The sequence below is a fragment of the Larkinella knui genome, assembly GCF_003858645.1.
Taxonomy (GTDB): Bacteria; Bacteroidota; Bacteroidia; order Cytophagales; family Spirosomataceae; genus Larkinella; species Larkinella knui.
This window is the reverse complement of the sequence record NZ_RQJP01000004.1, coordinates 122,833-144,056: the sequence shown is the minus strand read 5'-3', so window position 1 is coordinate 144,056 and position 21,224 is coordinate 122,833. Positions and strand designations below refer to the sequence as shown.

Annotated in this window: 20 protein-coding genes; 6 read left to right on the top strand and 14 right to left on the bottom strand. The window is 50.7% G+C overall.

The genetic code is table 11. The annotated features are described in order from the left end of the window. Positions 1-106: 106 nt before the first annotated feature. The gene (locus EHT87_RS19020) at positions 107-1,102 is read left to right on the top strand and encodes a lysylphosphatidylglycerol synthase transmembrane domain-containing protein (RefSeq protein ID WP_124908253.1); all 996 of its coding nucleotides are present in this window, start codon (positions 107-109) and stop codon (positions 1,100-1,102) included. Between the two features lie 137 nt (positions 1,103-1,239). Then, positions 1,240-2,835 carry a M28 family peptidase gene (locus EHT87_RS19015; protein ID WP_124908252.1) on the top strand — a complete coding sequence of 532 codons (1,596 nt, stop codon included), beginning with the start codon at positions 1,240-1,242 and terminating at the stop codon, positions 2,833-2,835. A 239-nt stretch (positions 2,836-3,074) separates the two neighbouring features. Here EHT87_RS19015 and EHT87_RS19010 read toward each other — a convergent pair whose 3' ends face one another. Further along, complete coding sequence (locus tag EHT87_RS19010; RefSeq protein WP_124908251.1) at positions 3,075-3,950, bottom strand: helix-turn-helix domain-containing protein; 876 nt, start codon at positions 3,948-3,950, stop codon at positions 3,075-3,077. 201 nt (positions 3,951-4,151) lie between these two features. Here EHT87_RS19010 and EHT87_RS19005 point away from each other — a divergent pair, with 201 nt between their 5' ends. The 3 genes from EHT87_RS19005 to EHT87_RS19000 are packed head-to-tail and all read left to right on the top strand — an operon-like array spanning position 4,152 to position 4,929. After that, positions 4,152-4,334: a hypothetical protein gene (locus EHT87_RS19005; RefSeq protein ID WP_124908250.1), complete on the top strand. Its 183-nt coding sequence runs from the start codon at positions 4,152-4,154 to the stop codon at positions 4,332-4,334. A gap of 2 nt (positions 4,335-4,336) precedes the next feature. Next, the gene (locus tag EHT87_RS31635) at positions 4,337-4,552 is read left to right on the top strand and encodes a hypothetical protein (protein ID WP_229321179.1); all 216 of its coding nucleotides are present in this window, start codon (positions 4,337-4,339) and stop codon (positions 4,550-4,552) included. Further along, positions 4,495-4,929 (top strand): pyridoxamine 5'-phosphate oxidase family protein, encoded by a 435-nt coding sequence (locus EHT87_RS19000; RefSeq protein WP_229321178.1) that lies wholly within the window; start codon positions 4,495-4,497, stop codon positions 4,927-4,929. The genes EHT87_RS31635 and EHT87_RS19000 overlap by 58 nt, the downstream gene beginning before the upstream one ends. Positions 4,930-4,939: 10 nt before the next feature. Here EHT87_RS19000 and EHT87_RS18995 read toward each other — a convergent pair whose 3' ends face one another. Then, on the bottom strand, positions 4,940-6,562 hold the full coding sequence (locus EHT87_RS18995) for an amidohydrolase family protein (RefSeq protein ID WP_124908249.1): 1,623 nt from the start codon (positions 6,560-6,562) through the stop codon (positions 4,940-4,942). Positions 6,563-6,823: 261 nt separating this feature from the next. On the opposite strand from EHT87_RS18995, the gene EHT87_RS18990 reads away from it, so the two are divergent. After that, positions 6,824-7,600, top strand: a complete 777-nt coding sequence (locus tag EHT87_RS18990; RefSeq protein WP_124908248.1) for a hypothetical protein — start codon at positions 6,824-6,826, stop codon at positions 7,598-7,600. Between the two features lie 16 nt (positions 7,601-7,616). Here the strand turns inward: EHT87_RS18990 and EHT87_RS18985 are convergent, their stop codons facing one another. From EHT87_RS18985 to EHT87_RS18930, 12 genes are all read right to left on the bottom strand, one after another. Beyond that, positions 7,617-8,207 carry a chemotaxis protein CheB gene (locus EHT87_RS18985; RefSeq protein ID WP_124908247.1) on the bottom strand — a complete coding sequence of 197 codons (591 nt, stop codon included), beginning with the start codon at positions 8,205-8,207 and terminating at the stop codon, positions 7,617-7,619. After that, positions 8,189-8,998, bottom strand: a complete 810-nt coding sequence (locus EHT87_RS18980) for a CheR family methyltransferase (protein ID WP_124908877.1) — start codon at positions 8,996-8,998, stop codon at positions 8,189-8,191. Before EHT87_RS18980 ends, EHT87_RS18985 begins: the two co-directional genes overlap by 19 nt. Before the next feature lie 10 nt (positions 8,999-9,008). Beyond that, positions 9,009-9,374 (bottom strand): response regulator, encoded by a 366-nt coding sequence (locus tag EHT87_RS18975; protein ID WP_124908246.1) that lies wholly within the window; start codon positions 9,372-9,374, stop codon positions 9,009-9,011. Between the two features lie 45 nt (positions 9,375-9,419). Next, a complete protein-coding gene (locus EHT87_RS18970; RefSeq protein ID WP_124908245.1) occupies positions 9,420-13,025 on the bottom strand; it encodes a response regulator in 3,606 nt (1,201 codons plus the stop codon). 20 nt (positions 13,026-13,045) lie between these two features. After that, positions 13,046-14,635: a hybrid sensor histidine kinase/response regulator gene (locus EHT87_RS18965; RefSeq protein WP_124908244.1), complete on the bottom strand. Its 1,590-nt coding sequence runs from the start codon at positions 14,633-14,635 to the stop codon at positions 13,046-13,048. A 333-nt stretch (positions 14,636-14,968) separates the two neighbouring features. Further along, the gene (locus EHT87_RS18960; RefSeq protein ID WP_124908243.1) at positions 14,969-15,547 is read right to left on the bottom strand and encodes a DapH/DapD/GlmU-related protein; all 579 of its coding nucleotides are present in this window, start codon (positions 15,545-15,547) and stop codon (positions 14,969-14,971) included. Positions 15,548-15,559: 12 nt separating this feature from the next. Next, on the bottom strand, positions 15,560-16,042 hold the full coding sequence (locus tag EHT87_RS18955; RefSeq protein WP_185716285.1) for a cyclophilin-like fold protein: 483 nt from the start codon (positions 16,040-16,042) through the stop codon (positions 15,560-15,562). A gap of 7 nt (positions 16,043-16,049) precedes the next feature. Continuing rightward, a complete protein-coding gene (locus EHT87_RS18950; protein ID WP_124908241.1) occupies positions 16,050-16,460 on the bottom strand; it encodes a (R)-mandelonitrile lyase in 411 nt (136 codons plus the stop codon). A 25-nt stretch (positions 16,461-16,485) separates the two neighbouring features. Continuing rightward, positions 16,486-16,962 (bottom strand): (R)-mandelonitrile lyase, encoded by a 477-nt coding sequence (locus EHT87_RS18945; RefSeq protein WP_124908240.1) that lies wholly within the window; start codon positions 16,960-16,962, stop codon positions 16,486-16,488. Positions 16,963-17,129: 167 nt separating this feature from the next. Beyond that, complete coding sequence (locus EHT87_RS18940; RefSeq protein ID WP_124908239.1) at positions 17,130-19,367, bottom strand: xanthine dehydrogenase family protein molybdopterin-binding subunit; 2,238 nt, start codon at positions 19,365-19,367, stop codon at positions 17,130-17,132. 2 nt (positions 19,368-19,369) lie between these two features. Continuing rightward, positions 19,370-20,389, bottom strand: coding sequence for an FAD binding domain-containing protein (locus EHT87_RS18935; protein WP_124908238.1), 1,020 nt, complete (start codon positions 20,387-20,389; stop codon positions 19,370-19,372). Next, entirely contained in the window at positions 20,386-21,018 is a 633-nt protein-coding gene (locus EHT87_RS18930; protein WP_124908237.1) for a (2Fe-2S)-binding protein, read from the bottom strand. The genes EHT87_RS18935 and EHT87_RS18930 overlap by 4 nt, the downstream gene beginning before the upstream one ends. Between the last annotated feature and the right edge of the window lie 206 nt (positions 21,019-21,224).

Sequence of the window (21,224 nt, the reverse complement as noted above, 5' to 3'; positions counted from 1 at the left end):
AATCCGCTACACGATTCTCAAATGTAGCAGGACGCTGGATTTGGGTCAAATTATGTGCCATAAATTATCGGAGGTTTCCTATCTTACAGCCGATTAGTCAAACTGAATGAAGCAATTCCTCAAAACCGCCCTGCCCTTTATTTTAGCGATTTCCCTGCTCGTCTATGCGCTGAAGGATATTTCGTTCGCCGACATCGGGCGGCAGTTCCAGCAGGCTCATTACGGCTGGATCGCGTTGGTGGGATTGCTCACGGTTTTGATCTACCTGGTGCGGGGAAAACGCTGGCAGCAACCCCTGCTCGCCCTCGGTTATTTCCCGACGGCTTTCCGCGCCACGGTAGCCACGCTGGCGGGCGTCATTGCCAGCATGATTGTGCCGGGCTCGGGCGAACTGACCCGTTGCGCCACGCTCCAACGGACCGATAACGTGCCGTTTTCGCAGGGCGTCGGTTCCGTCGTGGCCGAACGAATCATCGACTTGCTGATGCTGGGCCTGGTGGTGCTGCTGACTTTTCTGCTTGAAATCAATCGGGTTAAAACGTATGTCGCCGGCCTATCTTTCCGGACACCGGACAAAACCGGGTGGTTTCTGGTGGGCGTCATTTTTATCATCTTCGTTTTAACGGGAGTCGGCATTTGGCGTATGTTACTGATTTCCAACATAAAACAACATCCGATTGCGGTCAAATTATCTAACACTGTTAAGGGGCTCTGGAAGGGCTTTATGGCCATCCGTCAATTACCAAACCCATTATTGTTTGTACTTCTAACGGTGTTAAGTCAGTTTTTTTCCTGGCTGAGTGCGTATTGGCTCCTGCTGGCGCTGGACAGTACACGGACTCTCCCTCCCACGGCGGCCCTGACCATTCTGGTGGTTAGCTCGCTTGGTGGGCTGGCCGTTCCGACGCAGGGCGGTATTGGAACGTATCATTTTTTAGTGAGCCGGGCGCTGGTGCTGTACGGTTTTACGCCCGTCGAGGGAGCCGTTGTCGCAACGTTTCTGCACGCGGTCGGCTTCGGTATTAATTTGCTGTTGAGCAGTCTGAGTTTTTTGATTGTCCCTTTCATTCTGGCCGAAAACCGGGAGAATACCGCCCGATGAATTGGCAGGCTACTACCGAACAAAGCCCAAACTGCTTTTACTAATTAACCCGCAATTTCGTTTTATATTTGCACAAGCAGGAACGGCGATTGTCTATTCCTGCTTTTTTACTTTGTCATTTTCTTCACAACAACCCGATGAAATATTTGAAATATAGTGCCGGTTTGCTGCTGGTCGCCCAACTTGCCACGGCCCAAACCGCCACTGATTATGCCAACACGATTCTGGCTGCGGATCTCGAAAAACACCTTCGCGTGCTGGCTGCCGACGATATGCAGGGCCGCGAAACCGGTACGGAGGGTCAGCGAAAAGCCGCCGATTATATTGCCAAACAGTTTGCCGCCGAAAATTTGCAGGCCATTGCCAAAACCGACGACGGAAAAACCGGCTATTTTCAGCCCTTCAAACTATACCAGAAAACCTGGGGTGATTTCTACGTCAAAGCTGGTGAAAAGACGTACACCTATCCCAAAGATTTCATCGTCAACGGTTTGTTTGGCGTGATGCAGGAGACCTCGGTGGAAACCGTCTTTGCGGGATACGGCATCATGACCGACCACTACAACGACTACGCAAAAATCAACATTCAGGGCAAAGCCGTCGTCATTCTGGAAGGCGAACCCAAAAAAGCCAACGGCACCTATGTGATTTCCAATTCGGCCAAAGCGTCGGAATGGAGCAACGAAGAAAGCCTGCGGAAAAAAGTAACCATTGCCAAAGACAAGGGTGCCGATCAAATCTTCATCGTTTCGGCCGAATCACCGGAAGCCTACCGCCGGTTGGTATCCCAACGCAGTGCGCTCATGGGCCGGTTCAATCGGCTTAGTCTCCGCCCGTCGATGGAAAAAATCGGGGCCGTTGGAACGTTTCTGGTTACGCAGGAAATGGCAGCCGCGGTGCTGAATACGACAACGGCCAAGTTGCAGAGTGCGGTGGCTAAAATTAACAAAACCGGCAAGACGAATTCCGGCGTGTTGAAGGGCAAAATCAGCCTGAAGGCCGAACGGAAAGACGTACAGCTTGAAAGCAGCAATGTGCTGGGTTTTCTGGAAGGTACCGACAAAAAGGACGAAATCGTAGTGATATCGTCTCATTATGACCACATTGGCGTGAATCCGGATGGCCAGGTGAACAACGGCGCCAACGACGACGGCTCCGGAACGGTTTCGGTGCTTGAAATTGCCCAGGCGTTTGCCAAAGCCAAAGCCGAAGGCCACGGCCCGCGCCGGAGCATGCTGTTTCTGACGGTTTCGGGGGAAGAAAAAGGGTTGCTCGGTTCGGAATATTATACCGATATGAGCCCGGTTTTGCCGCTGGACAAAACCGTCTGCGATCTGAACATCGACATGGTGGGCCGCGTCGATGACCTGCACGAAGGCAAATCCGACAACTACATTTACGTCATCGGTTCCGATAAATTGTCCTCCGAACTGCACCAGATCAGCGAGGATGCCAACCGGAAATACACGATGATGGAACTGGATTACAAATACAACGAGCCCAGCGATCCGCAACGGATTTACTACCGCTCCGACCATTACAATTTCGCCAAGCACAAAATTCCCATTATTTTTTACTTCAACGGCCTCCACGCCGACTACCACCGCCCCGGCGATGATGTGGAAAAGATCAACTTCACGCTGGCCGAAAAATCCGCCCGGCTGGTGTTTTATACCGCCTGGGAAATCGTGAACCGGGAAAATAAACTGGTGGTGGACAGCAACAAACCGTAGTAGATCGAACTGGCTATTTCTGCTGAAAGCGAAAGACTTTGAGCAGAAATAGTCAGTTTACATCAAGGAGTATGGACGGAACGGTATGGATTCTGGGATTATGCTTTATCATCCTGGGCATTTTCAAATTACGACGCAAAATCAAAATAGTGGTCTACCCCATTATAGGTTTTACACTGATTTTTATTTATTTGATCAGTAAATTTTACTCCCACTAGAAATCCGATTCTAAAATTCTTTCATCGATACCCGCGCCGAAACTGCTCCGGCGTTGTGCCGGTTTCCTTCCGGAAAAACCGGTTGAAGTACGAATGATCCGGAAAATTGAGCCGGTCGGCCACCTGCGCCACCGAAAGCTCGGTATGAACCAGCAACCGCTTCGCTTCCAGCAGCAGGCGGTCCTGAATGATTTTTTGCAACGGCTTCCCCAAAGCGGTCTGACAAACCGTATAAAGCTGCTTTTCCGACAACGCCATCATCCCGGCATACTCCCGCACGGTACGGTGTTCCAGATACCATTTTTCAACGAGCAATTCCAATTGCCGGATCTGACTTTGGGCATACGGAGACAACGGAGAAGGCTGATGAGCGAGGCAAAAACCGCTTAACTTCACCAAAAGAATATTGAGGTACGACCGGATGACATCCTCCCGCCGGTAGCCATTTCCCGTAAATTCCTGGTGTATCCGGCTAAAAAGTGTTTCCGTATCGGCTAGATTCGTACCCGACAGGTACGCGACGGGTGGCGTAGCGAGCGAATGAAACAGCGGAAGGTCCGAGAGCTTTCGGGCCGGGAAATCGACGAGGTAAAAATCGGCATTGAAAAAAATCAGGTACCCGTCCGCATCCTCCGTGTAGGTCCAGGTATGCACCTGAGCGGGCGACATAAAAAACACGCTGCCCGGCCGGATCGGATAATTCACAAAATCAACGGTGTGGGTGCCCTCGCCCTGGGTGAATACAACCAGCAAATAAAAATCGTGACGATGCGGGGTCAGAATAAACCGGTGTTTTTCCGCGTGTTCTTTAAAGAGATGCACATACACATCCGGATGGTGCTTCGCGGCCTGATGAAAGTCATCGATGTGAAGAACGGGCAGATTTTTTTCTTTCATGGCCGGGAAATCTATCCCATGAATAGGCGGATTTGTCCTCAGGAAACAGGCACCGAGCCGGTACCTTTGTTGCAATAGTAGACAAAGTTATCATGAAAACCATTCAGGTTCCGGTTTTGAAGAGCAGCTTACGACTGAACCGTCAGTACGTTCTACAAGATAAATCAGTATGTTTAAACCAACTTTAACCGATATAAAGCCATGAATGCACCGAAAAATGAAGACGAAGAACTTCCTTTCGTTCGCGAAGAATGCGGGGATACGATGTGGGACGAGGAGGTATTGAACCAGCTTACGGCCCCGGTGGTGCCAACGCCCGACCGGAATGACCCCTCAAAACCGGCAACCGAGCCGGAACAAAATTCACCCGCTAATCCGCAATGAGCATGAAACCGTACGCAGCGCTGGCCTTCACCGACCCGATCAAAAAACTTCAGGAACGTTACGGGAGCCGCAGTGCCTACGCCCGTCAGGAAAACCATACCTACCGCGATGGGCTAAGTGGGCAGGAAGCCGCCTTTATTGCCGAACAGGATAGTCCAGTATGGGCGAAAACGGGTTTCCGTACATCCAGCACCGGGGCGGCCCGAAGGGGTTTGTGAAGGTGATCGACAAGGAAACCATCGGGTTTGTCGATTTCACCGGCAACCGCCAGTATATTTCGGTCGGCAACATCCAGACCCATCCCCAGGTATCGCTCATTCTGGTGGATTATCCGCGACGGACGCGCCTGAAAATTTACGCCGAAGCCAAAATTGTGGAGCTGACCGACAATCCGGCGCTTTTTGAGTTGCTCGACCCCGCCGATTATCCGCACCGCCCCGAACGGATGGTAATTCTGACCGTGAAAGCCTACGACTGGAATTGTCCCCAGCACATTAAACCCCGCTACACCGCCGAAGACATTGCCGATGCCCTGGCGGAACGGGATGACTACATCCGGAGCCTGGAAGAAAAACTCCGTACCCACGGAGTTTAGTCCGTGGGTACTAATTACCGCCCGAAAGCTTGGCCGGTTTGGGCGGCATACCCGGCTGGGTGATTTCGAAATTTTCTTTCTGTTTGGCTTCAGCGACGATCTTCTTCACGTCGGTCAGCAGTTGTTTGGCATCGTAGACAATACCGTCTTTTACGGTGTATTTTACCCCACCAACCCGCGTCACTTCGTTTTTTTCGTTCAGATGAATGGCACCGGTGCCGTATAACACTTTCAGGTTTGCCAGCGGATTTTCTTCGGTAATCACAAAATCGGCCAGTTTGCCAACTTCCACCGAGCCAATCTGATCGGCCATTCCCAGCGCTTCAGCCCCTTTCAACGTTGCCGCCCGGATCACCTCCAGCGGGTGAAAACCGGCTTCGCGCAGCAGTTCCAGTTCGCGGATGTAGGCAAAACCGTAGAGCTGGTAAATAAAACCGGAATCGGAACCGGTCGTGACGCGCCCCCCGCGGTTTTTGTATTCGTTCACAAACGCCATCCAGAGTTGGTAGTTGCGTTTCCAGGTCACTTCCTGCTCCGTTCCCCAGTTGTGCCAGTAGGAACCGTGCGAAATCCGGCTCGGGCCGTAAAACCGCCAGAGTGCCGGGAGCGTGTATTCGTCGTGCCATTCGGCCCGGCGGGCCAGCATCAATTCACGGTTCGCTTCGTAAATATTGAACGTAGGGTCGATGGTGAAGTCCAGCGCGATCAACTCGTCCATCACCTTGTTCCACTTTTCGGTACCCGGTTTGGCGGCTTGTTGCCAGAGCTTCCCGGCTTCCTCGAAGCGGTTTTGTTCGTTATTGTAGTTATAATCAGCCGGATACGATTGAATGGTTTTGTCTTCAAACAAGGCTTCGGGCAAACCGTACCAATGCTCCATCGACGTCAGCCCGGCTTTGGCCGTTGCCAGCACGTTCATACGGGCCACTTCCAGCTGGGCGTGGTGACAGGCCGAGCGCAGACCGAGTTTTTTGTTTTCGTCCAGAGCGGCCCGAAAAACATCCGGTTCAGCGCCAAAAAACTTAATGCCATCGGCCCCTTTTTTGGCATTTTCGCGCACCCAGGCGCGGGCCTGTTCCGGCGTCGTGATGGTTTCTTTAGCCCCCATTCCAAAAGCCGTGTAGGCTTTAATCCGCGGGGCGGTAATTTCGTTGCGTTCGCTTTTGCCGCGGTGATCGAGCACCCAGTCGAGGCCGTTGCCCGCCGATGGGTCGCGAATCGTGGTGATGCCGTGGCCCAGCCAGAGCTTGAAAACGTATTCCGACGGCGTGCCCTGCGACTTGCCGCCAATGTGTCCGTGCATATCGACAAAACCGGGCATCAGATACATGCCTTCGCAATTCAGTTCTTTGTCGCCCGCATTCAGTTGCGGGCGGTTTTTGGCATCGATCGGAACACCGGGATAACCGACTTGCTTGATCTGGGCGATGCGGTTTTTCTCCACCACAATATCGACCGGCCCAACCGGGGGCGCACCGGTGCTGTTGATGAGCGTAACGCCCCGGATGATGAGCCGTTTGTAGGGGCCGTCGCCTTCCTTGCGGGCGGGGGCGTTGGTGACCTGCGCCTGTAAACGGGAAAGGGATACAACGACGATGAAGAGCGTAAAGAGTCGGGTAAAAACAGGGTTCATACCGGGAAGTTAGGTTGATGAATCAGCAGATTAAGCAAGATACAGAGTTTGTTGGTACATTTGATTTTCCGGAAGGCGGTTTTCATTTCCGGTCGGTAAAAGCGCAGATTCGGCTACCTGGAGAGAGAAAATACAAATTTGTTCCGGATCAGGACACCAAAGGCAAACAACTCACGGAGCGCAACGTTTTACAAAAAACTACTTTGATCATTCAACGGCCCGACGATTCGGCCCCGTAAATCTGATGACGGTTAAGTCCTTATGAAAAAAATACTTTTTAGCTGCGTTCTGCTGCTGACCCTCGCGGCCTGTTCTTCCGACACGAGTAAAGAGGCCGATCAGAAAACCGCCAAATCGGAACCGGTTTATACGCTGATTTTTCTGGACAAATCCGTCAGTGTCAACGCCAATAAAGCGTTCGTTTCCCAGAAATACCAGAGCGCGATCAATGACATTATCGAACAGAATATCAAGAATAAAGGGGACAAACTGGACGTCTATTTCATTCACGAAAACACCTCGAAAGCCCGCGCGTTGTCGGTGACGGCCCGCTCGGAAATGGAAGACGTCAGCAGCGCCAACGCCACCGACCGCGAAGCCGCCCAAACCAGTTTCGATTTGTCGCTGGGTCGCGAAAAAGCCGCCATTCGGCAACGCGTGTTGCAGCAACTGGCGGCACCAAACGCGTCGTCGTCGAACAAAGAAACGGATATCTGGGCCAGTTTGCCGGTCATTGCCAAAGCCAACGAAAGCGGAGCCACCGTGAAAGTATATTACCTGAGCGATATGGTTGAGAGCGTTTACAGCGCCGGACGCCGGAATTTTCATAAAACGCCCCCGAAAGACAATGCGCAGGCGGATGACTGGGCGAAAGCGGACGCCGAACAATTGAAACGGTATACGATTGGCAGTCCGGACATTGCCATGATTCTGCCTTTTGCGCCGAATGCGTCGGTGAAAGAGAACAATCCGGCCGTGACGCAGTATTGGCAGACGCTGTTTCAGGAGCTGGGCGCGGGGAATGTGGAGGAGCAGTGAGTAAGCTCCTTTTCGCTCAGTTTGCGGTAGTGATCGAATTGATAAAAGCTGCCATTTCAGGCACATCCAGTACGAAGTCGACGGGCGCGTGTAGAATCGCCTGTTGCGGCATGAAGCTGGACTGAGCGGTTTCCGGTTTCTGGGCAATCAAGGTTCCGCCGGCTTTTTTGATGGTATTGAATCCCGCCGTTCCGTCAGCATTGGCACCTGACAAAATGATCCCGACGAGCGCAGAACCGTAGACATCTGCGGCTGACTCAAAAGCGACATCGAGGGAAGGGCGGCTGTAATTTACTTTCTCGGAATCATCGAGCGAAAACACTTCCTCTTTCTCGATTAAAAGATGATAATCTGCAGGAGCCAGGTAAATTACACCGGGCGTTACCGGGTTTTTATCTTCCACTTCCCGAATTAACATCGTTGATTTTGTAGATAATAAATCTGCCAACGATGAATCCGTTGAATTTTTACGGTGCAATACAATAATAATGGCAAAAGATAATCCAGGATTTAAGGCGGGAAGTAGTTTTAAAAGCACTTCAATACTACCCGCAGAGCCACCGATAATAACGGCTTTACAGGTATTTTCTAGCTTATTTTCCGCCATATTTTCTCTTTATTCAATTGTTTATATTTGGGCTTGATCGTTGAAAAATTCAGCGTTTCCTTCGAGCCCAGCGCTAAATAGCCGAGCGTACCGATGCTTTCATCGAACAGATTCAACGTTCGTTCCTGTAAATTTTTATCAAAATAGATCAGTACATTGCGGCATAATACCAGGTCGAATTCATTAAAAGAGCGATCAGAAACTAAATTATGCGTCGAAAAAATCATTTTTTCGGCCAGTGTCTCATCGAATTTAACCTGACCATATTGAGCAGTATAATACGCCGAAAAGTCATTTTTACCGCCCGATTCGATGTAGTTTTCGGAATATTGCTTCATTTGAACCAACGGAAAAATGCCCCTGCGGGCTTTCTCAAGAACTTCCGGGTTTAAGTCCGTTGCGTATAGCAAGGTCTTATGAAGAAGATTGGCTTCTTTCAATACGATAGCCATCGAAAATACTTCCTCGCCGGTTGAACAGCCCGCGTGCCAGATGCGAATAAACGGTTTGGCCGCCAGAGCCGGTACGACCTCTGTTCGCAATGCTTTATAAAACAGCGGATCGCGGAACATTTCCGTAACGGTAACCGTAAGCCCTTCAATGACGCGCTTTAAATAATTTGAATCGGATTTTATCCGGTACCGAAATTCCGCAAAACTCGGGAATTTATCCAGAATAAATAATCGGCTAATTCGGCGCTTTAACGACGCTCGGGCGTAATTTGTAAAGTCATACCCGTATAGTTCAAACAGGTCATTTAACACCAGATCTATTTCAGTGTCTTCGATCATCATGAATCCATTAAACACCAGACAGCAATTGCAATAACCGATCGACATCGACCGGTTTTGAAATATACTCGGTCGCACCGGCCTGCAAACATTTCTCCCGGTCACCAACCATCGCCTGGGCGGTTACTGCAAAAATCGGCGTATTTACTCGCTTTTCAATGTTTTTTATGCGCGGAATCGCTTCATAACCATCCATCTCAGGCATCATCATATCGATCAGGATGGCGTCCACTTCCTCGTCGGTTTTCAATAAATCCAACGCATCCTGCGCATTCGTGCACGACATACAATCGAATGACCGGGCCCGTAACGTGGCGTTTAGGGCAAAAATATTTCGCGAATCGTCGTCAATGATCAAAACCCGTTTTTTACGCATCGTGTGCTTTCAATTTGAGTTATCTGGTAAAATTAAAGGTACACATTACGACCGTTCGTAGAGCCAAACCCGCAACAAAGACATCAGTTGATCAATATCGACGGGCTTGGTAATGTAATCGGATGCGCCCGCCTGAATGCATTTTTCCCGGTCACCCGTCATGGCTTTTGCCGTTACGGCAATGACCGGTAAGTTCTTCCACTGGTAATTCTCTCTGATTTTTTTAGCCGTTTCGTACCCATCCATCTGTGGCATCATCATATCCAGCAAAACCACATCGATAGCCGGGTTCTCCTGCAATTTTTGAAACGCTTCTTTCCCGTCCAATGCCGTGATAACATTCATTTTATAGCTCTCCAGTGCTTTTGAAAGCGAGAAGATATTTCGTACATCATCATCGGCGATAAGGACAGTTTTATTGGCCAGCACCTGACTCAGTGCGCCCAGTTTTTTATAATCATCCGTCGAACTGCCGACTTTTTTAGGATCGTCTACTAAATGGAGGAAAAGTGAAACTTCGTCCAGCATTCGCTGGTAGGAATGGGCGGTTTTTATAATGATGGAGTCGGCGTATTTCTTGATTTTTAATTCTTCCGCCAGCGAGAGACTTTTCCCGGTAAAGATGATAATGGGCAGATTTTCCAGCCCCGGATTTTTCTTGGCTTCTTCCAGCGTTTCGTAGGCTTTTATATCCGGAATTCCCATATCCAGAATAACACAGTCGATCTCATCTTTCTGCAAGGCATTCACCCCTTCGGATACATTACTTTTCAATTCGGAATGAATGTTAAACGTCTTCAGAAAATACGCCAGTGCTTTGGCATGTTTGGGGTTATCTTCGATAATCAGTACTTTCTTACTCGTTCGATTCAGAACATATTCGATTTTTTTAAAAACGTCCTGCATCTGTTCGAAAGCCACCGGTTTATCTACAAAATCGACTGCGCCTTTTAATAAACTTTCATTTTTTAATTTATGCGACGACATGATATGCACCGGAATATGGCGGGTTTGCAGATCTGCTTTTAGGGCGTCCATGACCTGCCAGCCGCTCATGATTGGCAATTGAATATCCAGCAAAATACCGAGTGGTTTATAAATTCCGGCCAGTTTCAGCCCTTCATCGCCCCGAACGGCAACGATGCCTTTATAGCCTTTTTTCCGGGCGTAATCCAGTAACGATTTGGCAAAATTGGTATCGTCTTCAACAATCAGAATGACTTTGTCCCGCTCGGTGATGGCATTCCGATCGTCCGGAATATTTTCCGGAATGGTGGTGCTGATGTACTTATTCTGCGGCTCAACGTCTTTGACGGGCAGGGGCTCCGGACTGCGGCTCACATACTGAATGGTTTTGCCCGGCTGCTCTTCCGATGAAACACTCGTCATGGGAATGTTCACCGTAAACTCGCTTCCTTCATCCACTTTACTGGAAAGTACAATTTCCCCACCCAGCAATTTAGCCAGTTCGCGGCTGATGGACAGGCCCAAACCGGTGCCGCCATACTTCCGTTTGGTGGAGCCGTCTGCTTGCTGAAAGGCTTCAAAAATGAGTTGCTGTTTTTCCGGCGGAATGCCAATACCGGTATCTTTTACCACAAAGCTCAACGTTGATTCCGTTTGCTTTGGGCGCTTTACCGTCAGCGATATCCCGCCTTTGGAGGTAAATTTAAGCGCATTGGAGATCAGGTTTTTCAGAATCTGACCCAATCGCATTTTATCCGTTTCAATTACCGAAGGCACATTTTTTTCGACGGTAATGGTAAAATCCAGCCCTTTTTCTTTGGCCAGCGGAGCAAACAGTGCCTGAATTTCATCGGTTATTTCGGGGAGCGATACATTCAGGTATTCCAGTTTCATCTGACCGGCTTCGATCTTGGAAAGATCTAAAATTTCATCGATCAAACCGAGCAACCCATTGCCCGACGACTGGATTACCTTGGCGTAGTCGATCTGATCCTCCGACAGATTTTTCTCGTTGTTTTCGGCCAATAACCGGCTCAGTAACAGAATCGAATTGAGGGGCGTACGGAGTTCGTGGGACATATTTGCCAGAAACTCGGATTTATACCGGGTAGTCAGCTCGAGCTCTTCGGCTTTACGCTGAATTTCCCCGTTCTTTTCTTCCAGCAAAAAGCTGCGTTCTTCGAGTTCGGCGTTGGTTTGCTGCAATTCTTCCTGCTGGACACGAAGCTCTTCTTCGGATGCCTGAAGTTTCAACGATTGCGCTTCCAGTTCCGCATTGACATTTTCCAGCTCGTTATGCTGCGCCTGCAATTCTTCCGATTGCGCCTGCGTTTCTTCCAGGAAATTCTGCAATTTGGCGTAATCCAGCGCGGCATTTACCCCGATGGCAATGGTTTCCAGATTGGCTTCCAGAAACTCGGTTTCCAGCGGTTCAGGTTTTCTCAAAAGCCCGATTTCAATAACGCCGATACAGCCATAGGCGTGCACCAAAGGCACAATGATTAAAGCGGTTGGTGGCTTATTTCCGAGCGACGAGCTGACGTTGATATAATCGGCGGGCAGGTCGTGCACAACAACCGGCTTCTTGCTTTTAATGACTTCGCCGATCAATCCTTCCCCAATCTTCACGGTTGTCGGCGCATTGGTTGCGGCATAACTTCCGGCCAGTTTAAAATAAGGGCCATTATCAACAATATAAACCGTACCTATCGGTGCGTTGATATAGCTCGTAAGCGTTGCAATCAGGTTGTTGGCCAGGTTTTCTAAATTCCGTTCTCCCCGAATGGCATCATCGATAGCAACGGCCCCCGTTTGCAGCCAGTTCCGGTTATTTAAATCCGTAAACGTGGTTTCAAGCGATTGCGCCATTGTATTGAGCGCCTTGGCAATTCGCCCCAGTTCATCATCTTTCGAATCCTGACTCCGGGTGGCATAATTACCTCTGGCAATGTCCGATGTTATGCCTTCCATTACAGAAATTCGATCGGCAGTTTCGCGGTATTTTTCTTTAGCTTCCAGCTCCAGAATAATTCGCTTATCCAGATCTTTTTTGATGCGTATATACGCGCTGGCGGTAATTAATATAGAGATGATCGCTGCAATTACGAGCAGATACGGTGTATAATTAATGTATATTTGTTGCTGTTTTAATCGATCATTCAGCATGAAGTTTTCATCTTTCTTGATCTGATTGATCAGATTCCGTAGATCGTCCATGATCTTTTTCCCCCGAACCATTTCTACGCGACGCTCGATTGTATCCGAAGTAAAGCCTTTACTTCGCTTAGCCATTTCAATAATTCGTCGCATCTGGACGAATTTTGCTTCGTACAAGGCTTTCACTTCCGCAAGTTTCTTTTCCTGAGCCGGATTGTCAGCCGTCAACCTGCGCACGGTAGTATAACTTGCTTCTACTTTTTCATAAGCACCGTTATACGGCATCAAAAAAAGCGGATCAAGGGTAATGATAAAGCCCCGCTGACCGGTTTCGGCATCCTTCATGTACGAAATTATATTCTCGGCTTCGATCAAAACCTCATTCGTATGATTGACTAATCTGGAATTACTAATCAGCTTTTGAGTGCTGTAGAAGGATGCAATCAGGCTGACCAACAGCAGCAGGATGGAGATCGAAAAGACAATCTGTAATTGTCGAATGACGGAATTAGAAGTTGATTGGGGCATAATAACGCTCTTAAAATCTTTTATTGTACGCTGTCTTCTAATTCATTGACTTGATGAACCGGTAAAATTAGAATAAAATGGCTGCCTTCGTTAACCTGGCTTTTGGCGGAAATGATACCGTGGTGTTTATCCATATTTTTTTTGGCAATGGCCAGGCCAATCCCGGTACCTTCGTAGCTGGTTCGGCCTATCAAGCGTTGGAAAATGACAAAAATGCGGTCCATAAACTTTTCGTCGAACCCGATTCCGTTATCACTTACCACAATGCGGCAAAATTCGCCATGAATCGACGGCGGGCTATCGATTTCTTTTTCTTCAATCAATTCGGCACGGATGTTGATTACCGGCGGTATATCTTTCTTAGAAAATTTCAGTGCATTACTGATCAGATTTTGAAACACTTGCCTGATCCGCCCCGGAATGGTATCAATCACGGGCAGTGGATCCACGGTAATGACCGCTTTCTTTTTAGTAATGACATCATCAAAATCAGACAGAATTTCGTTCAGTAATTCATTAAGGTTCGTCGGCTGAAATTGGGCAGGTGTCGATAACTGCGAATACAATAAGAGGTCGTTGATTAAGCTGGACATCCGCGCCGATGAATTAATGGATCGATCCAGGTAGGATATAGCCTCCGAATTTCCGGCTAGATACCTTTCTTTAATCAGGTCATTCAGAATCTGTATTTTGCGGAGGGGTTCTTTTAAATCGTGAGAAACAACCCAGGTAAACTGCTGAAGTTCGTGGTTGCTTCTTTCCAGCTCAATATTTTTAACCAGGAGTTCTTTCGTCCGTGATTCTACTTTTTTCTCCAGCAATTCTGCTGCCATTTTTTGCGGATGAATATCCGTAAATGTGCCAACCCAACGGACCGTTATTCCGTGTTGTTTGATGGGCAATATGCGAAGCAGGTGGTATCGATAATCGCCCGTAGCCAGTTCTTTCAGACGGAGTTCGCGCGTTAATTCAATTCCATTCGCAAAATACGTTTTCCACTCATCGCATATGTCATCATGAGGGTGGGTTTCGGGGAAAGTCGCCGGTTCAGTCGAATACCGGAACCAGTGTTCATTGACGTATTCAATCCGGCCATCCGCAGCGACCGTAAACGCCATTTGGGGAAGTGAAGCCAGTACGGATTGCAATTCTTCCATGCGCCCGGCGATTTCTTCCTGCGCCTGTTTTCGCACTTCAATTTCCTTCTGTAACGACTTCTGGGTCTCTCTTAATTCCTGTTGCTGCTGATAAAGCCGGTGGAGCGTTTTTACTTTTAAAACCAGAATATCCGGATCAACCGGTTTGGTTAAATAATCGACACCACCGGATGTATACCCCTTGGTAATGAATTTTTTTTCCGTATTAACCGCCGAAAGAAAGATGATGCAGGTGTCTTTTGCCTTACTAAAACCGGCAATGGCATTGGCAACTTCAAAGCCGTCCATTCCCGGCATTTGCACATCAAGAATGATAACGGCGTAATTGGTTTTCAAAACTTTTTTCAAGGCTTCTTCTCCCGATTCTGCCGAATCAACCGAAAAGCTATGCAGCTCAAGAATTTTCTTTAAAGGAAGAATATTTTCCGGCCTGTCATCTACAATCAAAATCATACCTAATGCAGGTTTTAGAGGCACGAAAAAGGTCGCCTGGGTATTTTCGCTTTCCTTTGCAAAGGAAATGTGAAGATAGGGGCTTCAAGCGTGTGCTTCCAAATGTATAGGCGAGTAGTAACTAAATAAATTGACTGCCGGGTGCGTAAACGATACAGGTTTCTTCAGGAATTGATGGAAAGAATGCGGAGAAAGACTGGTGTAACGAAGCACCTGTACCGGTGTCCTGCCCATGCTCTTACGGAGCCGACGAAAGTGATCGGTTGAGCGGGCGCTCTACGGCTTGTAAGGCGGTTTTTTTCTACTAAAGAACGGGATTCTTTATTTTGATCCTTATGACAACGTCCGGACCACTTTGGCGGGAATGCCGGCGACAACCGTATTCGGCGGCACGTCCCGACTCACAACCGCACCCGCGGCCACAATGGCGTTTTCGCCAATCGTAACGCCCGGTAAAACAGTAGCGCCTGCGCCAATCCAGGCATTCCGTTTGATGATGATCGGTCCGGGAATAACGGTTTTGCGGTCGTTGGGGTCGAGGGGATGGTTTTCGGAAGTCAGATTGACACGCGGGCCAATCTGCACATCGTCTTCAAGGGTAATGCCGCCCATGTCCAGGAAGGAACAGGCGTGGTTGATGAAGATGTTTTTCCCGAGGGTAATAAACCGGCCCAGGTTGGTGTAAAACGGCGGAAATACCGTGGTCGATTCATCAATCGGCCTCCCGATGATCGCACTCAGTCGGTTTCGTACCTGATCGACATCCGTTGCCGTTGCGTTCATCTCGACACACCGCTGAATCGTTGCGGAAACCGCCTTTTGAAAAGCGTCGTAGTCCCGATCATCCTTACGGATCGGTCTCCCGGCCTGCATCCGCTCGAAAATGCTCTTTTCTTTGTCTAGATCATTCATACCGTTGTTTCTCTATTCCAATTCAAAGGTAATCGTTACGCTTCCCGAACCAACGGCAGCCGCCAGGCCCGCCGTGTTAACGATCCGTCCAAGCTTCGTATAGCTGTAAGGGGTCGGGAATGTTTGGTAGAAAAGCACCAGCGTATTGGCACCATAGAGCATCAAATCGCCGGTTTGAATCGTTCCGGGATTGGCCGGGTTGGTAGGCAGGTCCGACGAAAAACGATACAGCTTCTCATTTCCGTTCAACTCGCCCATGACAACCGTCATGGGCAACCTGGCTCTGAACGCGGTTACGGTCGCATTGTCCAGGAGTGTTGCGGTGAAGATTTGGGAACCAATCCTGATTCTCAGTCGATTCTTCGTCGTATCCTGATCGGTATTACCCCCATTTTCAGTACCGGTTTGGTTGGAAACGCTGGGGTCATCGGTTTTGCAGGCCATGATGCCGATAAAAAACAGGAGTTGAAATAAAACGACGATTGACGGTTTCATTCGTTGATCAATGAGTCGTTTTGTACTCCTCATCCGTCACCGGAGCCAGCCACTCGACAATTCCCCGGTCGGTATTGGTATTGATGGCAATGTGGGTGAATGCAGCCTCGGCTGACGCCCCGTGCCAATGCTCAACATCCGGCAGAATCTGCACCACATCTCCTTTATGCAGCACCTGAACCGGTTTTCCCCGCTCCTGATAACACCCGACCCCGTCCGTTGCGAGTAGAATCTGTCCGCCGGGATGGGTGTGCCAGTTGTTGCGCGCACCGGGTTCAAAGACGACATTATTAATCATGACATTAAGCTGATCGTGGGCCGGAACGAGGAGTTTGATCCAAGCCGTTCCGGTAAAATAAGCTTCCGGTGCCTGCGGCCCTTGTGCAAAAATTAGTTGTTGATTTCCAGACGATTCCATTCGATTCTTCTTTTTAAAGTGTGAATTACTTACGGTACTCCTGGTCAGTCACCGCCTGCTTCCAGACTACAATTCCTTTCTCCGTGTTGGGATTAATGGCAATGTGGGTCAGGCTATGCGTGGGTGACGCCCCGTGCCAGTGCAAAACATTGGGCAGGCATTTCACAACGTCGCCCTGGTGTATGGGCTGAATCGGCTTTCCCTGTTCCTGGTAGTAGCCAGCGCCGTCGGTCACCAGCAGAAGCTGCCCGGCCGGATGCAAATGCCAGAAGGTTCTGGCCCCCGGCTCGAACAGGACAGAAGCCACCGAAGTCGTGTAGGTCGAGTCGTTCGGTGCCAGGATGTTGACCCATACCGTACCAGTGAAGGTTTCCGCGGGGCCCCGGTTGCCTTTCCCGAAAATGGCCGGTTTGTCAACCGGGCGGCCGCCCATTTGTTGAGCGTAGCCCGAATGGAGAACCGAGAAGAAAAGCGTGATGGATACGATGACGGGTAGACGCATGGTTTGTAATCGTTTAGTCTGTTGAATAAATAAGGCAGCCATAAAACAGCGACTGTCCTGATTGCAAAATTGCACCGAAACAGTCGCTCGCTTTATAGTGAAATCAACCCGATTTATATGAAAATCAAACCCGGTATACAGGCCTACCGCTCCTTATCGATGCGGTTTTAGGCCGTCCGGAGCAGCTTATCAGGGGTAATGGGCAAATCGCGGACACGCTGCCCGGTCGCATTAAAAACCGCATTGGCCACCGCTCCGGCAAAACCGATCAGGGCGATTTCACCCATCCCTTTGGCACCCATCGGGTTGATGTAAGGATCGGGCTTGTCGATAAAAATCGTTTCGATGGCGGGTACGTCGGCATGAACCGCGACGTGATAGTCGGCCAGGTTGTTGTTCACAAACCGGCCAAACCGGTGATCGATCACGGCTTCTTCCGTCAAGGCCATGCCAATGCCGCCCGTAACGCCCCCGATCATCTGACTGGCCGCCGTTTTGGGGCTCACAATCCGGCCCGAATCGGCCACGCTGACCGCTTTGGAAACCCGCACCACACCCGTCAGCGGATTGACCCGCACCTGCACGAAATGCACCGAAAAGGAGTACATGGAGTAGTTCTGCAAATTCGGTCCGCCTTTCGACTCCCCGCTTTTATCGATTACCATTCGGTTATGGCTGCGCATCAGTTCGGCCACGGCCACTTTCTTCGAGGGGTCCGTTTCGACAGAAAGCAGGCCATCGGCGAGTGTCAAAGCCTCCGGTTTTTGGCCGGCCAATGGCCCCGCTGACTGAACAGCCAGCTCGATCAGTTCCTTTTTGATGGCCGTACAGACATCGAACACGGCAGAGCCGACCGCCGAGACAATGGCGGAGCCGCCCTGCGTGGGGGCATTGGGCAACGAAGTATCCCCGTATTCCACCTTAATCCGATCGATGGGTACGCCCAGCACATTGTGAGCGATCATGGTCAGGGCGGTTCCGGTTCCCGGCCCAATGTCGGTGACAGCACTCTGAACCGTCAGTGAGCCGTCCGCTTTGAGCAGCGCCCGGGCATTCGCCTGCCACCGGAAGGCATTGAACGTTCCCGTGCTCATGCCGTAGCCAATCAGCCAGTCACCCTCGCGCGAGCTCCCCGGCTGGCTCTTACGGTTGCTCCAGCCAATGGCCTCCGCTCCTTTCTGGTAGGCTTCTTTCAGGTGCTTGCTCGAATAAGGCCGGTTGTGTTCGGGATCGGTTTCAGTGTAATTCCGCAGCCGAAATTCGATAGGATCGAGGCCCAGTTTATGCGCCATTTCGTCCATTGCCGATTCCAGGGCAAAAGCCCCGGTTGCTTCGCCCGGTCCACGCATCCAGATCGGCACACCCCGATCGAGCCGCACGATGCGGTAGCGGGTGCTCACATTCGGACAGGCATACATGAACTTGGTCATGTTGACGGTGGCTTCCGTAAAGTCTTCGTAGCTGGCGGTTTCGGCCGTAGCCGCATGGGCCAGCCCAACTAGTTTGCCGTTGGTGTCGGCCCCCATCTGGATGGTCTGCACCGTATAGGGCCGGTGACCAACGAGGGTAAACATCTGGCTGCGATGAACCATTAATTTAACCGGTCGGCCGATTTTCCGGGCAATGGCCACGACTGCGGTTTCCTGGGGCCAGGTCCGAAGGCCCATACCAAAACCGCCCCCCATAAATTCCGTATGAACCTGGATATTTTTGGGATCGATTTTAAAGGCTTGCGCCATCGCCTGCTGTGTCGCGTTGACGCCCTGCGTTTTGGCGTAAATCATCAACTGCTTTTCGCCCGTCCAGTGCGCCAGAATGCCGTGCAATTCCATCGGATTGTGTACCTCGATGGGAATGGTGTAATTGGCCTCCAGTTGAACGGGAGCCGATTGATAGGCATCGGGCTTCCCCCGCGAATAATCCGCCCCCTGTGCCCCGCCGGGCATCACGCCGTTGGCGAGGTATTTCCGCAGATCGGTTTTCGACGGCTGCCTGGTATAGATTGCCTTGATGAGCGACGCGGCATAGGTCGCCCGCTCGAAGGTATCAGCCACCACCATGGCGATCGGTTGCCCATCGAACAGAATTTTCGGGCTACTCAGAATCCGGTAAGTTTCTTCCGTCTTGGGTTTCGGAGGTGGTCCATCAGCCTGTCCGCCCACGGGAGCATCCCAGCCCGGAATCGGGGGCATGTTCTCATGGGTGAAGACACCCAGGACGCCCGGCGCACCCGCGGCTTTTTTCGTATCGATTCGGGCCATCGTGCCCCGGGCAATTTCGCTGCCGACGATGACGCAATAGGCCATGTTCGGCAGGTCAAACTCGGCGAAATACTTGGCCGCTCCGGTCACTTTCTGACGGCCATCGATCCGGTCGATGGGTGGATTTTTTGGGTTTGTGTCCATGACTAGGCGGTTTTGGTGGCGGTTTTTAGGGCATCAATCAACGCATTGGGAGCCAGTGTAAGCTTGAAATCGTTCTCGCCGTAGCCTTTGGCCCCTTTCATTGCCAGGGTTGCCGCTTGCCGGAACGTCACTTCGGTCGCGGGTTGGCCCTGCAAAAACTGCTCGACTTCGGTGAGTCGCCACGGTTTGTGCGCCACGCCACCCATCGCCAGCCGGGCCTCCTGAATCGTATTTTCGTTCATTTTCAGCCCAACGCCGACCGATACCAGCGCAAACGCATACGAAGCCCGATCCCGCACCTTCAGGTAGTGGGAATGCTCGGCAAACGCATTGGTGGGTAAGTCTACCGACAGGATTAATTCACCCGGCAGCAGGGTGTTGTCGTTTTGGGGTCGATCACCGGGCAGGCGGTGGAAGTCCGTAAACGGAATCGTTCGTTCGCCTTTGGGCCCCGCCACATTCACCCGCGCATCCAGCGCGGCCAGCGCCACACACATGTCACTGGGATGAACGGCGATGCACTTACCGGAACCGCCAAAGATGGCATGCATTCGGTTGAAACCGCCGATGGCCCCACAACCCGCGGGGCCGTTTGGCTGGCCTTTATCGGGTCCCGACTGCACGGGACTTCGTTTGTTGCAGGGCATGGACGGATCATAGAAATACGAGCACCGCGTGCGCTGCATCATGTTTCCTCCAACCGTCGCCATGTTCCGCAATTGCGCCGACGCTCCGGCATTGAGGGCCATTGCCAAGAGTGGAAATTGCTTTTGGACCAGCGCATGGTCGGCCACGGCCGAGTTTTTAGCCAGCGCCCCAATGCGAATGCCCGTTGCGGTTTTTTCAATGGTAGCCAGCGGCAATTTGGTGATGTCGACGAGTTTTTCGGGAAGGATGACCTCGCGCTTGACCAGATCAATGAGGTTGGTGCCCCCCGCCAGAAAATAGGTCCCGCCTTCCTGGATAACGGCCGCAATGGCGGCTTTGGGTGTCGTTACCCGCGTGTATCGAAATGGATTCATACTTTTGCCCCTCCCTGTTTTACGTCCATGATGGCATTGACAATATTGGCGTAGGCTCCACAGCGGCAAATGTTACCGCTCATGTATTCCCGTACCTCGTCAGGACTGTCGGCGTGGCCTTCCCGGATACAGGCTACTGCCGACATGATCTGGCCGGGGGTGCAATACCCGCACTGTAAACCGTCGTGTTTGATGAAAGCTTCCTGCATCGGATGCAAGGTGTCGCCCTTGGTCAGCCCCTCAATGGTGGTAACTTGGCTACCTTCGGTGGTCAGGGCCAGGGTCAGGCAGGCATTGATCCGCTGGCCGTCGAGGTGTACTGTACAAGCCCCGCACTGACCGTGGTCGCAACCTTTCTTGGTGCCGGTTAGACCCAGTTGTTCCCGCAGCAGATCGAGCAACGTTACCCGGGGTTCAATGGACAATTTCTGAACGGTTCCGTTAATTTCGACTTGCAGCGGGAGTAGCTCGTACGCGGCTGCTTTTTCCGGAAAGCCATTTCCGAGTGCGGTTATACCCGCGGGAGGTGTCACCGCCAGCGCAGCCAGAGCGGTAGACTGCTTCAAAAAAGTCCGCCGGGAAGAGCCCGGATTTTCTATTTCTCCTCCACTCGTTTCTTCATCAGCCATAAAACAAGTCTTTTACTGTTGATAGCGTGCTTTTGAAAACTGTCCTGTTTGAATTCCAAAACCAGACAGGACTTCTCCTTCAACAAAATAGCATCCAATTAACAAAGGGTTTTATATGGGAATCAACCCGATTTATATGAAAATCAAACCTGACAAGCTACTGCGTTTTCAGTCTGCCATAAACTATACATCTTCCGCAAGCGTTA

Coding starts and splice junctions, on each gene's coding strand:
- EHT87_RS19020 (WP_124908253.1), top strand. CDS start 107: ATGAAGCAATTCCTCAAAACCGCCCTGCCCTTTATTTTAGCGATTTCC.
- EHT87_RS19015 (WP_124908252.1), top strand. CDS start 1,240: ATGAAATATTTGAAATATAGTGCCGGTTTGCTGCTGGTCGCCCAACTT.
- EHT87_RS19010 (WP_124908251.1), bottom strand. CDS start 3,950: ATGAAAGAAAAAAATCTGCCCGTTCTTCACATCGATGACTTTCATCAG.
- EHT87_RS19005 (WP_124908250.1), top strand. CDS start 4,152: ATGAATGCACCGAAAAATGAAGACGAAGAACTTCCTTTCGTTCGCGAA.
- EHT87_RS31635 (WP_229321179.1), top strand. CDS start 4,337: ATGAAACCGTACGCAGCGCTGGCCTTCACCGACCCGATCAAAAAACTT.
- EHT87_RS19000 (WP_229321178.1), top strand. CDS start 4,495: ATGGGCGAAAACGGGTTTCCGTACATCCAGCACCGGGGCGGCCCGAAG.
- EHT87_RS18995 (WP_124908249.1), bottom strand. CDS start 6,562: ATGAACCCTGTTTTTACCCGACTCTTTACGCTCTTCATCGTCGTTGTA.
- EHT87_RS18990 (WP_124908248.1), top strand. CDS start 6,824: ATGAAAAAAATACTTTTTAGCTGCGTTCTGCTGCTGACCCTCGCGGCC.
- EHT87_RS18985 (WP_124908247.1), bottom strand. CDS start 8,207: ATGGCGGAAAATAAGCTAGAAAATACCTGTAAAGCCGTTATTATCGGT.
- EHT87_RS18980 (WP_124908877.1), bottom strand. CDS start 8,998: ATGATCGAAGACACTGAAATAGATCTGGTGTTAAATGACCTGTTTGAA.
- EHT87_RS18975 (WP_124908246.1), bottom strand. CDS start 9,374: ATGCGTAAAAAACGGGTTTTGATCATTGACGACGATTCGCGAAATATT.
- EHT87_RS18970 (WP_124908245.1), bottom strand. CDS start 13,025: ATGCCCCAATCAACTTCTAATTCCGTCATTCGACAATTACAGATTGTC.
- EHT87_RS18965 (WP_124908244.1), bottom strand. CDS start 14,635: ATGATTTTGATTGTAGATGACAGGCCGGAAAATATTCTTCCTTTAAAG.
- EHT87_RS18960 (WP_124908243.1), bottom strand. CDS start 15,547: ATGAATGATCTAGACAAAGAAAAGAGCATTTTCGAGCGGATGCAGGCC.
- EHT87_RS18955 (WP_185716285.1), bottom strand. CDS start 16,042: ATGAAACCGTCAATCGTCGTTTTATTTCAACTCCTGTTTTTTATCGGC.
- EHT87_RS18950 (WP_124908241.1), bottom strand. CDS start 16,460: ATGGAATCGTCTGGAAATCAACAACTAATTTTTGCACAAGGGCCGCAG.
- EHT87_RS18945 (WP_124908240.1), bottom strand. CDS start 16,962: ATGCGTCTACCCGTCATCGTATCCATCACGCTTTTCTTCTCGGTTCTC.
- EHT87_RS18940 (WP_124908239.1), bottom strand. CDS start 19,367: ATGGACACAAACCCAAAAAATCCACCCATCGACCGGATCGATGGCCGT.
- EHT87_RS18935 (WP_124908238.1), bottom strand. CDS start 20,389: ATGAATCCATTTCGATACACGCGGGTAACGACACCCAAAGCCGCCATT.
- EHT87_RS18930 (WP_124908237.1), bottom strand. CDS start 21,018: ATGGCTGATGAAGAAACGAGTGGAGGAGAAATAGAAAATCCGGGCTCT.